General features: G+C 43.9%; 9 protein-coding genes. 3 read left to right on the top strand and 6 right to left on the bottom strand.

The window, feature by feature from the left end; translation table 11 throughout:
- Positions 1–164: 164 nt before the first annotated feature.
- On the top strand, positions 165–794 hold the full coding sequence (locus H6614_00280) for a hypothetical protein (protein MCB9242089.1): 630 nt from the start codon (positions 165–167) through the stop codon (positions 792–794).
- A gap of 66 nt (positions 795–860) precedes the next feature.
- Here H6614_00280 and H6614_00275 read toward each other — a convergent pair whose 3' ends face one another.
- Positions 861–1,112 carry a hypothetical protein gene (locus tag H6614_00275; protein ID MCB9242088.1) on the bottom strand — a complete coding sequence of 84 codons (252 nt, stop codon included), beginning with the start codon at positions 1,110–1,112 and terminating at the stop codon, positions 861–863.
- Positions 1,113–1,124: 12 nt separating this feature from the next.
- The gene (locus tag H6614_00270; protein ID MCB9242087.1) at positions 1,125–3,731 is read right to left on the bottom strand and encodes an AAA family ATPase; all 2,607 of its coding nucleotides are present in this window, start codon (positions 3,729–3,731) and stop codon (positions 1,125–1,127) included.
- A 188-nt stretch (positions 3,732–3,919) separates the two neighbouring features.
- On the opposite strand from H6614_00270, the gene H6614_00265 reads away from it, so the two are divergent.
- The gene (locus tag H6614_00265) at positions 3,920–6,799 is read left to right on the top strand and encodes a PD40 domain-containing protein (GenBank protein MCB9242086.1); all 2,880 of its coding nucleotides are present in this window, start codon (positions 3,920–3,922) and stop codon (positions 6,797–6,799) included.
- 10 nt (positions 6,800–6,809) lie between these two features.
- Here H6614_00265 and H6614_00260 read toward each other — a convergent pair whose 3' ends face one another.
- The 4 genes from H6614_00260 to H6614_00245 are packed head-to-tail and all read right to left on the bottom strand — an operon-like array spanning position 6,810 to position 12,219.
- Positions 6,810–7,460, bottom strand: coding sequence for a UbiX family flavin prenyltransferase (locus tag H6614_00260; GenBank protein ID MCB9242085.1), 651 nt, complete (start codon positions 7,458–7,460; stop codon positions 6,810–6,812).
- A gap of 21 nt (positions 7,461–7,481) precedes the next feature.
- Complete coding sequence (locus H6614_00255) at positions 7,482–9,038, bottom strand: hypothetical protein (protein ID MCB9242084.1); 1,557 nt, start codon at positions 9,036–9,038, stop codon at positions 7,482–7,484.
- 3 nt (positions 9,039–9,041) lie between these two features.
- Positions 9,042–10,199, bottom strand: coding sequence for an endolytic transglycosylase MltG (gene mltG, locus H6614_00250; protein MCB9242083.1), 1,158 nt, complete (start codon positions 10,197–10,199; stop codon positions 9,042–9,044).
- 31 nt (positions 10,200–10,230) lie between these two features.
- On the bottom strand, positions 10,231–12,219 hold the full coding sequence (locus H6614_00245) for a tetratricopeptide repeat protein (protein MCB9242082.1): 1,989 nt from the start codon (positions 12,217–12,219) through the stop codon (positions 10,231–10,233).
- Between the two features lie 293 nt (positions 12,220–12,512).
- Between H6614_00245 and rho the strand changes: the two genes are divergently transcribed.
- Positions 12,513–13,838, top strand: coding sequence for a transcription termination factor Rho (gene rho / locus H6614_00240; GenBank protein MCB9242081.1), 1,326 nt, complete (start codon positions 12,513–12,515; stop codon positions 13,836–13,838).
- Positions 13,839–13,860: the final 22 nt, after the last annotated feature.

Here is a 13,860-nt window from a genome sequence, read left to right as displayed (position 1 = left end):
GAATATACCGTATATTTTACGGTAATTCAATGCATCGAAACGTAAATAAAGTCGGAAACCCCATAAACATTATGAAAATCCCAACATACATCTTACTTTCTTTCAAAAATCTCACATAATAACTATATTTGATTTTAGCCCTTTAAAATCAAAATTGTCGCTATATGAAGATCTTCTCTAGATTCAGAGTTTTCTCAGTACTGTTATTTGTTTTTATCGTTGGTCTATTATCTCAGTTGAATACGGGATGCTCGACGATCGATGCGATTTCAAATATCCAACGTCTTCAGTTTAAACTCGGAAGTATAAATAACTTCTCACTGGCAGGGATAAACCTTACTAACAAGAATAGCATTGGTGACTTTTCTGTTACCGACATACTGGCTCTTACAGAGGGCTTTGCTAACAACAACCTGCCGGCTAAGTTCACACTCAATGTGCTCGCAAGAAACCCTAATACTCCAGGCGGTTCACAAAATACTACATCTGCTGTAACACGAATGGATTGGAAACTGCTAATAGATAGTAAACAAACCATAAGCGGGATTATGGACAGCAAGATTACTGTCCCGGGAACAGGGCAGACAGCAACCATCCCTATCAATATGACGCTTAACCTGATGGATTTCTTTAACAGTCTTGGGTATGAGGGAGTTGTTAAACTTGCATTAGCATTAGGTGGTGTAAGTGGTTCGCCGGCAAGAGTGACATTAAAAGCGATTCCCGCAATGGAAGTTTTTGGAATTTTCTTCTCGGGAGATGAAGTTACGATCGTGGATAAGCAATTCAACTAATTCACAGATCGTACATTTCACAATCCCCATCTGGCATACAAAAAACCCTGCGACTCGCGGGGTTTTTTATTTATCTTCTAAAATCAATTTTTTACTTCTTTCATCAAAATCATCCAGGTTGTCCTCAGTATATATCGCTATTGTTAGCATTTTCTTGAATTGCCCATTCAATTCATCAGTATCTAAATGGATATGATGGATACTGTGATCGTCTGTTAAACCATTTAATCTTTCAACTAATTCTTTCGCTTCATTAGGGGTTAAATATACAAATATTTCATCAAATGCCTTATCAATCTCATAACTTAGTATTCTCATAAAATATTAAATTTAATTATCCAGACTAAATCCCATTCTCGGTTTTGTCTTGTAAGCCGACGGGTCGAACTCCTTCAGATCATCCAGCGTGACAGTCTTCATTACCTTGCCTTTTCTTTGCTCCTTCGGGATGTCTATCACGCGTAAGTGCTGGTTCTTTGTCGCTTCCTCTACGATTTTCCTTACTTCCCTCGCGTTACCGAAGTACCTGTCGCGGTTCTTATCCAGTACATCGAGATACTGTCTCATGTGTATCGCCGCATCCTTATCCATTTCTAGATCGTGCGTTGCGAACATTATCTCCGCTATCTTAAACATCTGATCGGCATTGAAATCAGGGAATTCGAATACTTTATCGAAGCGGGATTTAAGACCGGGATTAGATTGGAGGAAGTACTGCATCTCCTGTGGGTAACCTGCTACGATGACCGCGAACTCACCGCGGCGGTCCTCCATACGTTTAAGGATGGTCTCGATAGCTTCACGGCCGAAGTCATTCTCACCGCCCATGCTCAGAGCATAAGCTTCGTCTATAAAGAGAACACCTCCCATCGCTTCATCCAGCACCTCGGCTGTTTTTACTGCAGTCTGGCCGACGAAGCTGGCAACGAGGCGGGAACGGTCGCACTCAACGAGATGTCCGCGCTCGAGTATTCCGAGAGCCTTGTACAGTTCGGCGAGTATACGCGCGACGGTTGTCTTACCGGTACCCGGGTTGCCGACGAATACAGTGTGTAGTGAGAATACTTCCCGAACATTTTTACCGGTCTCCCGGTAATAACGTACGAGCTTTATAATTTCGTCTATCTCATTCTTTATGTTTTCGAGGCCGAGGAGCGCATGGAGCTTGACCAGCGCGTCTCTCAACAAATCCTCATCTATGGGAATGTCGGCGATATTCTTCTTTTGCTTGCCGAAGACGCTTTGCACGTCCTCTACAACTATAGTAGACAGCTGTTCTTCTGTAAGTTTATCGACATCCTTTTGCTTTACAAGGCGGAGTCCCATTCGCATTTTAGATTCATCAACAAGAGAATTTGCGAAACGGGCGTTACCGAAGGTCCTGTCGCGGTTGCGGTACGCTTCCACGATTGCTTCGTACATTTCATCGAGCGCTTCCGGGCTGATTATCACATGAACTCGTTTTGCATGGTAAATCGCTATCTCCTTTAATTCCTGGGGAGTGTAATCCGGGAAGTTGTAATGCATATTGAAACGAGACTTAAGACCGGGGTTCGATTCCAGGAAGGTCATCATCTCGTGAGGGTAGCCCGCAACAATTATCGCGAGGTCACCTTCGCCGTCGGACATTTCCTTGATCAATATCTCGATGACTTCCCTGCCGTAATCCTTGGAGTCGTCGTCTCCACGGTAGAGGGCATATGCTTCATCAATGAAGAGTATCCCGCCTCGCGCGGCGCGGATGGCATCCTTAACCATCGGAGCGGTGTGCCCGATGTATTTGCCGACGAGCGCTTCCCTGTCCACCTCATGGACGTGTCCCTTGCTCAGCAGACCGAGTGATTTGTATATCTTGCCCAGGAGCGTCGCGACGACGGTCTTCCCCGTGCCGGGATTACCCGTGAATACGGCGTGAAGGCTTATCTTCGTGGATTCGTCGAGCCCCTTTTCACTGCGTATCTTCAGGAACTTGATATAATCTGTATATTCCTTAATGCGGTCTTTGATCTGCTGGAGTCCGATGAGTGAGTCGAGCTCTTCAAAGGCTTTCTGGAAATCCTCTTCCTTTGGTTCGGAGAGAGCCTCGGTGTTCTCGACTTCCTGTTCGACAGTGCCGGACATAAACTCCTCATCAGTCGCCTCGATATTATCAAGCCCGATGTATAACGGCAAACGAAGAAGCAATGTCTCCATGAAGGAAATTTCCAGTATGTATTTGCCTTCATACCAGGTACCGGGGTTATCACTTCCCCAGCCGCCGATAATGGTAAAGGTATCTTCATTCTTATATACGAACCGGAATTTAGTATTTCCGCCTTTGTGTTCGCCGATGTCTGTTTTGAAATTAAAGAATAGCTCACAAGCCCAGTAGTCCTTGTCTTTGACAAGATTTTCGGCGGTGAACTCGAACCAGATGAAACGAGTGGTATCCTGCTTAAACGTCAGGAAATATTTTCGCTGTGCTTCATCGACGATGGCATCGGGACCTTCGAAGAGGCGAACAGACTTTACGCGGAGGTAAGGATTCTTCTCGCGCGTTACTTCGCCCTCGTTTTCGATGTAGAAGTTGCAGGTACCGATGACGGCATCACCAATCCAGACTTCCCATCGGTAAGCGCCACGTTTCCAGTAAGAGCCCGGGTTCTTGTTACCCCAGCCCTGGCGGAGATAGATAATGTTCTGGTCTTTGGTGATGGTCTTCTTCAACGGAATCTGTGTGAGCATTGCACCTTTACCGTCGAAGACCTTAAAGACCACATCAATCTCCCAGTCTTCCTCATCGAATAGTTTATTATAAGCGGAGAACTCCGCGTCTATGTATGTTACTTCGGATTCTTCAAAGACCTGGCGGTACTTTTTGGTGCTGTTAATGAGCCATTCATTTTCGGCGTAAACCTTGAGTTCTTTGAATTTATACTTAGGTTCGTCAGGATTCATAAAGGATATTATAAAAATAAAACCTAAAATATGGATTTTTGTTCTGTGAAAAAAGTGAGAAGATGACAGAATCCCTTCTCCTACTAACCAGTATTCTGTATTGACTAAATTGAGAATAATTCACAATATACAATTCAACGGCATTTTGAGCATTTCTTAGATAATGGGGGCGCATTATAAAGATACTGATGAAATCTACCGTATTTATACATATTGCCCTCTTATTCATACTCCTTAACGTAAGAACGTCACAGGCGCAGTTCGTGGATTTTGGGCGGAATAAGGTCCAGTACTCGGACTTCAAATGGAACACGCTCACCACGGAGCACTTCACAATATATTATTACGAAGGCGCGAAAGACCTTGCCGAGCAGGGAGCATTCTTCGCTGAGGAGAGCTACACGCTCCTGCAGCAGAAGTTCAAACACTCACTCAACGGGCGCGTGCCTCTGATATTCTACTCATCACCATTGCACTTCAAACAGACCAATACAACGCCGGGCTTCGTACCGGACGGTGTGGGCGGTTTCTTCGAATTTATAAAGGGGCGCGTGGTGATACCTTTCGAGGGTTCGCTGGGACAATTCAAACACGTAATACGCCACGAACTGGTGCATGTATTCATGACAAGCAAACTCATTTCGGAACAGAAAATACATGGACAGGTCGGTGACAAGGATGTTCCTTTATGGTTCACAGAGGGACTAGCTGAATACTGGTCCAGCGAATGGGATACACAGAGCGACATGGCGCTGAAGGATGCAGTGCTCCACAAATACATCGTGGGTTTGGATAACTGGGAAAAGCTTTACGGTTCATACCTGATGTACAAGATGGGTCAGAAGGCACTGGAATACACAGCAAACACTTACGGCGAGGAGAAGGTACTCCAGCTAATGGAAAACTTTTACCAGTTCGACAATTTTTCCGAAGTTATGAAACTGACGATCGGTAAAGATTATGAAGAATTCGACAAGGGATACCTGTCATTTCTGGACAGCCTGTACTTCTCCGATTCCGCTGAAACAGATAACCCGTCTGAAGCATCAATAGACATTTACTCAAAAGGATTCGCTCACAAGCCCGTTCACGCAGTAGTAAACGGAAAGGACGAGATATATTACATTGGAAATGAATACGGCTATACAAGCGTGTTCAGGGTTGATCTGCATTCGACGGACAGGAGTCCGGATCTTGTAGTGGAAGGTGAAAACAGCGACGAGTTCGAGCAGTTCCACTTCTTCCGTACCGGAATGGATGCATCACCTGATGGCAAGCTTGCATTCATCACTCAGAAGGGAGAAACCGATGCGATACATATATACGACATGAAACATAGGAAAAAGACAGCGGATTACTCATTCAAGGATATAGTGAACATAGGCTCCCCTGCATGGAGCCCCGACGGGAAGAAGCTGTTATTCCCGGCGAGGGAATTTACGGGAGAGAGCGATCTATTCATACTCGACCTGCGGACGGAAAAGCTGACCCGGCTGACGAACGATTTTTACGACGACAGAGACCCTGACTTTTCACCGGACGGCAACTACGTGGTATTCTCATCTGACAGGACTTCATACGGATACAAGAACAGGTACAATCTGTTTTTGTATGACCTCCGCTCGGGCGAGATAAGCTACCTTACTAACGGCGACAGAGTAGATTACTCGCCGCAATTCTCCCCGGATGGAAAGAAGATAGTATTTACATCTAATGCCACAGGAGCACAGAACATCTGGATGATAGACCTGACAAGCAACATCACTCAAAGAGGCACACAGGGAAATGATCCGGATACGGAAAACCCATATGAAAATCTCTCCGGGGTGCAGATGAAACGGCTGACGAACTTCACCACTGCGGCGTACGACCCGAGATGGATCGGAAACGACACTGTAATATTTTCATCATTCGAGAACAGATCTATCGCGATCAGAATGATAGATTCCATAAATACAAAGGCTGATAACTCCACGGCAGTAATTGACATCGACTATACAGACAGAGGTATAAATTGGGTTAGCGGAAGGATAGAGGGAGTACCCGAAAAGAACAATAAGGTTTACAAGAAAGACTTTTCGCTGGACTTCGCAACGACCTCTGTATCGAGTGACCCTGTATTCGGCACAAACGCCGGCGGGATCATTTCTCTCAGCGATATGCTTGGCAATGAGAAATATTACTTCCTGCTCTATAATAACTCGGACGATAACTCGGAATTCTGGAAGAGCTTCAATGTCGCTGTATCAAAAGTGTCGCTGGAGAAAAGATTGAATTACGCGTACGGAGTCTTTCATCTTTCAGGAAAGCGGTATGACCTGGCGGAATCGGATGAATCATATTACGAGCGTTTATTCGGCGGTTACGCAAGCTTTTCATACCCGCTGTCACAATTCAGGCGGTTTGAGGCATCGGTAAGTTTAGCACAGTCATTCAAGGACATCGATATCACAGACAAGGAAAGATCGACACTTTTAACAAACCGTATCAGCTATGTAAAAGACAATGCGCTATGGGGAATGACGGGACCGGTGGACGGAGAGAGGCTTAACCTTACGCTGGGATATACTACGGATATCGAAAATTCCAACGTGAACTATTACAGTTTGCTATTTGATTACAGGAAATACTTCCGTCTGGCTCAGTCAATCACATTCGCGACACGGGGACAGTATTTTATGAACGAGGGAAAGAATCCGAGAAGATTTTTCATGGGAGGTACATGGTCACTGAGGGGATGGACAAGGAACGGGCTGAAAGGAACGAAGATGTGGCTTACGAATGCAGAGCTGAGATTTCCAATACTGAATCTTTACGATAAGGACCTGCCGTTAGGATTTAACTATATTATCCCGGGAATCCGGGGAGCGTTGTTCTTCGATGCCGGTAATACGTGGGATGAATTCGATAATTACGGCGAAACGCTCGGCAGTATAGGGGCAAGCCTAAAAATTAATACTTTCGGATTTTTGATATTAAGATATGACGTAGGTAAAAGGATAGAGAACAACTTCACACACCTCCAAAGCGGGTTATTCCACCAATTCTTTTTTGGCTGGGATTTTTAGAAGCGAGATCTTAGGCTAATGGTTTGTCATTAGTACAGAGAAGTTCGAGCACCCTTCCCGCGACAAAGTCAGCAAGATCATTAAAATCTTTTGGAGCGTATTCAAAGCTCGGCATAGCCGGAACGATCATTCCTCCATTATCCATTATCTTCTCCATGTTATGAAGATGTATCTTATTGATCGGCGTTTCGCGAGGCACCAGTATCAGTGGCGACCTGTATGAAAAGGCGTAATCCGCAGATTTTTCTATAAGGTTGCGCGCGCTACCGTTAGCGATACCCGCGAGGATGCCCATAGCACACGGAGAGACGATCATCCCACTGCATTTATATTCGTTAGTGAAGATATTGGATTTCAGATCGAGATTACTGTGGACAGAGATGGAAACTTTGTGAGCCGGTACATCGGGGAAAAGACCGGTCACATTGCTTGCTTTTATTTCAACATTACATTCCTTATAAAGGGTGAACTGCGCGAAGTCAGACATGATAAGATCTACATGAAACTCATTTAGCAGGAGAGCGCGGAGCATGCGGAGTCCGTAGATAGCTCCGCTGGTCCCTGTCATTGCCAGTATGATATTCCTGCCGGTACCGTCGAAAGTACGGATCAACGGAGCAGTTTCAGTTTGTGTTGTTACAGAGCTTTGTTGATCATTCATGATATTACTCCCCTTTAGATATCAGGTTCTTTGAGTTCTCAAAATAATACCTCCCAGTAAAAAAAGCACCGGAATGGATGTAATGATAAATATAATATTTTTAAAAATAAAAAGCTGAGAAATGAATATAATAAGCGCTAGAAAGATGGTGAAAAGAACTTCGATGAATTTGCTTGCCGAGTCCATCTTTGAGCTGTCCTGGGTGAAAGGATAATATTTATCGAACCTGTAAAGAATACTACTAATAAAGAAAACCCCCGCAGTCGCAAACAATAAGTTAAGTATTATACTGAGCGGGTCCATGCGATAGCTTAACAACAAACCGACTACAATTATCATGGGGATAAGGAGATGGGACATAATGAACTTAAGTATGCCGAGACGCATCTGCACAACACCGCCTACAGGAAGCGACCTGTATATCCACTCGGAATCATTGGAATTTGTGTCAGCTATGCGTGTATTTGAAATTATAAGGCGTGCACAAAGGACATATATAAAGAGTATAGAGGGGCTAAGGATGAGAACATTCGAGTAAGATGACATATCCCCCTTCTCAAATATCACAGTTCCGGCAAGTCCCGAGAAGACTGCAATCCCGGTGAATACAAGCGGCATAAGAAGAAAGACAAAATAGCGCAGTTTGAAAACGCGTGAATTGGAAAGCTGGTTTCTCATTAAATAATATGACGCCCGCTGGAGGTGATTGCGCACAAAGACCGTAGTTATGATCTTATCAATGGCATTTGCCAGTTTTGTGAATGGATTAATAGCCGAGCGGTTCTTTGCCCTGTTATTAATTGCCTGCACACCGGAGGTAATACGTGAGTAATTTTTTCTCAAAAGAAGATAAAATAAACCGGCGGCAACGATCGTGATCAAAGTAAGAATAATCAGCCAGACAGGTTCTGCGACACCTTTCGCGAACAAAGTCTGCGGAAGGATATCTACAAAAGAATATGAGAAAACCGATGACCTTCCCTCTCCCATGGCTCTCCCCCTTACCGTACTCGAATAAAAGACATAAACCAGGAAGCAAATGTTGATCATGTAAATAAACGTATATGAGAACTTTACGAAATACCTCAAAATGAAGATATAAAACAGTGCAAGACAGGAAATAATGAAGATATTAAAAAGGAACACTGAGTATAAAAAAGCAAGAGTGCCTATAATATTCTCATTATATTGATAGAAGAAAATAACCTGGGGAAGAATAATGGCTGCCGCGTAAAATACCATAAAGCTGTATGCAGCAAAAAACTTTGATAGAAATATGTCCTCCTGTTTAATGGGAAGAGCGTATATGGTTTCAGATTCACTTTTTACAAGGAAGAGACTAATAAAGTCATTGAGAAGTATGAAGGAAAGAAAAAACGCATTAGTGGACATCGACAGTATTACAAAACTTACCTCATCGAAGTTTCTGAAGTTTCCAAACGATAGGAAGAAGTTAGCAAAAAAATATGCAATGAGAACACCGATCAGTTTCTTAAACCCCACACTGCGCTTATCCCTGAAGTCCAGTCTTAAAAAAAGTGAATATAGCGCTCCGGTATTTACTTTACCGCTTTGCAATATCTATTTGTTGTTTTGCTTTTTCTTTAACTCTTTCCTGTACTCATCAGCTGCCTGTTTATGCTGTTCGTATGTTTCGGAAAATTTATGCCCTCCTTTTCCTGTAGCTACGAAGAAAAGATAGTTATGAGAATCGGGATTCAGCGCGGCTTTGATCGCATCGAACCCGGGGTTATTTATAGGTCCAGGGGGTAAACCGTAATTGCGGTATGTATTATAGGGTGAGTCTGTCTTAAGGTCTTCATACAGCAGGCGGCTTTTGGGTCCATCGGGGAGAATGTACTGGACAGTTGGGTCAGCCTCAAGGCGCATGTGCTTCCTTAGACGGTTATGATATACCCCTGATATGACGGGCATCTCATCCTTGAGGTAGGTTTCCCCTTCTATAATAGAAGCCATTGTTATCGCCTTAAGAAGAGTTTCTTTCCTGCGTTTAAGCGCAGAAGATATCTGGTCATCATCCACTACTCTTTGAATAAATTCATCCGTAAAAACTTTAACTAAACCATCCTCATCGAGGTTGATAGATATCACATATGTATCAGGGAAAAGAAATCCCTCGAGGTTCTTCACTTCGCTTCCAAGCCCAAGCTTATCAATTATGGTTTTGTTCTCAGTAGCGTGTTTGAATTCGTCTGCAGAAAGAAGAAGCTTTTGCTCCACAAGTGACGAGAGTTTTTTAATAGTAACACCTTCTGGTACACGGAACTTCACGGTCTGTACTAGGTCTTTATCGGTAAGAAGATTGAGTATCTCTCTATTCGTCAACCCGCTTACAAAAATATATCTTCGGGGCAGTATTTCCCTGTCCTTGCCGGAAAGCCGGGCGGCAAGTTTAAATGTGTAAGTGTTTTCAATGATCTTTTCTTTAGAGAGGAGCTCGGCTATTTCGTTAAGACCTGATCCTTTGCTAATAGTGATAAGCCTGTCATTGTCGCCCTGCCAGGTATTCTTATTAAAAAAGACACTGTAAATAATAAAAATAAAAAGAAGGACGTTTAATACCAGCGCGAAAGGATAAATAATCCGAATCTTTTTATATGGAATCTTATCAAGGTGTTTTGACACAAAGGGTATTACTTCATCCTTTATATAGGTAAGGAAGTCTCTACCGAGCTTTGCAGCTTTTCCAAAAAAACTATCATCGCTATTCTTATTCATCGTCACTCTTTTTGTATTCGCAAGTTAACTGTTAGCCTCCCGCCTTGAGGGAATCGGGAAGTTTATTATATAATTCCAAAACCTTTGGATTATCCGGGGCTGTATTCTTTGCCCGTTCGAGTAAAGTTTTAGCATTTGAATAATCCTGCCGGCTGAGATAAAGGTTGCCGAGATTAAGGAGTGCGTCAGTGTAATCCGGGAAATACTCTACAGCCTTCTGCATATTGGATTCGAAGCCGTTTGGATCGTTCATCATAGAGTATGCATAACCTAAAAGGAAATACGTGTAAGACGACCGCGGTTCTTTTTGTACAGCCTGCAACAGTACCTGGATAGCCTGCTGGGGAGCTTTCTGGGCAAGCATTTCACGGGCATACAGGAGCATGCTCTTTACTTCCTTTGATACAATCAGTGTAGAATCGGGGATATAAGCATATATCTCCATCACTTCCGGCGGAAGTGTGGAACCGGTCGTAAAGAGCGGTGTCTGGTTGACCACGGTGTACCACTCACGAAGAAACGCCAGGTGTGTAACCCCCTGCTGTTTCATATAATCCTCCATATAGGTAACGTAGTCGTTATCATTGATCTTATTAATAAGTTCCGGTGTAACGAGTCCCGCAACGTCGACGATCTTGCGACCGCTGTAAAAGCCAATCGCGCCGACATCGTGTGTACCGATGACGTCGCCATCTTTTGTATGCTCTTTTAGCCACATAGCGGCGGCTACCTGCCGATCGCTGATGTATTTATTTTCGATGGCGTAGTTTTCTTTGTTGTCGTTGTAATTACCATATCCCATGAATAGGATAACCGCTAATGATATGAAAACAATCCCGTTGCCTATTTCCTTGCTTTTCATAAAGGAACCGATGAGCCTTCCGAGATCGCGTATACCAAGAGTAGAAACGAGTATAAAGAACGGGATGATGGGCATCATGTAACGCCCGAAACGGTGCGCGTAAGGAAGTTTATACCAGTAAATGAAAACCAGTGCAAAGATGAATAGTATATAGAGAAAATTCGTATTGTATTTTTTCTTTGTGAAATCGAAGAGAAGCTTAAGCACAGAGAAAATGAACCCTGCCATAATGACAGCATAAGCGCCGTTAGTGAAGTAATCCCAGACCTCGAAATGAAGGAAATCTCCCCTGCTTCGGAACTCGGGTGAATAATAGGTTAGCTTGGCATTATAAGTATTCGGAAGTAACGAACCGGAGAGGATATAGTTCATTATAAAGTACAGGACTATGATACCGCCGAAGATGACAGCAATCTTTATCAATTCCTGTTTATTAAATAGCGTGAGCGCGGAATCGGATTTAGAATAATATCGCACAAGGAAGTAATCCACAACGAGCGCTCCGATGAATGCGACACCGTCGGGACGGCCCCAGAGTATCAGCCCGAGGAAAATCGCGAACGGTATAGCGTGACGCTTTTTATAAAAGTATGCGCAGGCGACAAGGAAGAAAATGTACATGGTGGTTTCCATGCCGGATACGGAAATGAAGTTCATCCACTTATCCAGGACGAAGATCGCCGCGCAGACGATGGCAAAAATATTCTCCTTACCGAACTCGAATGAGCTGAGGCGGTAAAAAGCCAGAGCAGAAAGCACTAAGAATGAAATGCCCAGCACATAACTCAGCACCATCTCGTTCTGCGTGAAAATGAAAGCTATTGCGGCAAGAAAGGTATATATCGGCGACGTAGATCCGGCAGTAGCCATCTGATCTTTGAAATATGAGAAACTCCGGTACTGGGCAAGATTCTTTGCAAAGGTCAGGTGTATCCATGGGTCATCGAGCGGAAAGCCAAATCCACCATTCACTCCGACGGCGTAATTAATGTAAATAATGGGCAAAACCAGGGCCAAAATGAATATCCCGGCATAAATCATTATCTTCTGATTCCGGTTAGGTGAGAACGGGATCTCGAAGTTAATGATGCTTTTTGAAGCCTGTTTCTTTTGGGTTTGCCTGGATTGCTTTCTTCCAGCAGGAGATTTCTTCGACATGAGGCTAAATTAATTATTTAGGGAGGCAAATTCAATTTTAAACTAATTCCAGACCGCAGGATTTCTATGCAAAAAGGAGGTTTTTTTCACGTATATATTTTACTTGAAACTTTAACTTAGAAAGTATAGTTTTGTATTACATCAGACCTACACACCAAGATCTGAATCATATTCTTCAATATAAATTACGTTTTAAATAAATATTTAATCCAACTTATAAACTTATCTCACGTTTTATAGCACACCGCTCTACCGGTTCTACGGTAAGCATACTTTAACAAAAGGACATATTAATGGACACGAAAACTAAAAACCAAACCAACGGCACAAAGGGCGTTGAGGAAATGGATGATTCAGCCGCCAAGAACATGGCTGAACTGAAATCGAAAAAGGTATCCGAGCTACTGGCGATCGCAAAGGAACTGAAAGTCTCCGACTACAGCGATCTTAAAAAGCAGGAACTCATTTACAAAATTGTGGAAGCGCAAACGAAGAAAGACGGCAAGGACGGTTACGCCTATGCTGTAGGTGTTCTCGAAGTGCTTCCCGATGGGTACGGCTTTTTAAGATCGGCGGATTACAATTATCTGCCGTCACCGGACGACATATACGTATCACCTTCGCAGATAAAGAAGTTCTCCCTGAGAACAGGCGATACGGTCAGCGGGCAGGTGCGCCCTCCGAAAGAAGGAGAGCGATTCTTTGCACTGCTGAAAGTCGAGGAAGTGAACTTTGGCGATCCCGATAAGATACGCGACAGAACACTTTTCGACAACCTGACCCCGCTTTATCCCGACGTACAGATAAAGCTGGAGGCAGCGCCGTCCGAGTACGGGATGAGAATAATGGACCTGTTCACACCAATTGGTAAAGGACAAAGAGGTCTCATTGTTTCACCTCCCAAAAGCGGTAAAACGATTTTGCTTCAAACAATAGTAAACAGCATCACGCGAAACCACCCGGAGATCCATCCGATCGTATTGCTCATAGACGAAAGACCAGAAGAGGTTACGGATATGAGCCGTAACGTAAATGCCGAAGTTGTGAGCTCGACATTTGACGAACCGCCGGAAAGACACGTACAGGTTTCGGAAATAGTACTGCAAAAAGCGAAAAGGCTCGTAGAAGCTAAAAAGGATGTGGTGATACTGCTAGACAGTATCACAAGACTTGCCAGAGCGCACAATACTGTCATACCACACAGCGGAAAGATACTTTCCGGGGGTGTGGACGCAAACGCACTCCATAAACCCAAACGATTCTTCGGCGCGGCTCGTAACGTGGATGAAGGCGGAAGCCTCACCATAATAGCGACGGCTCTTATCGAGACCGGAAGCCGTATGGACGAAGTTATCTTTGAAGAATTCAAAGGAACGGGTAACATGGAGATAGTTCTAGACAGAAGATTGTCCGACAGAAGAGTATTCCCGGCTATTGACCTCAACAAATCGGGTACCAGGAAAGAAGAACTGCTTATCGATGACGCCACACTCAACAGGGTATGGCTCCTCAGGAAGCTTCTTTCTGATTACAACCCGGTTGAGGCAATGGAATTCCTCCTCGATAAGATGAAAGGCACAAAGTCTAATGAAGAGTTCCTCGCATCCATGAACTCCTAGAGCACACGCTTGCAGTGAAGAA

The sequence above is a fragment of the Ignavibacteriales bacterium genome (assembly GCA_020635255.1).
In the GTDB taxonomy this organism is placed as follows: domain Bacteria; phylum Bacteroidota; class Ignavibacteria; order Tepidaquicellales; family Tepidaquicellaceae; genus JAEYVS01.
This window is presented reverse-complemented; position numbering and strand designations above follow the sequence as displayed.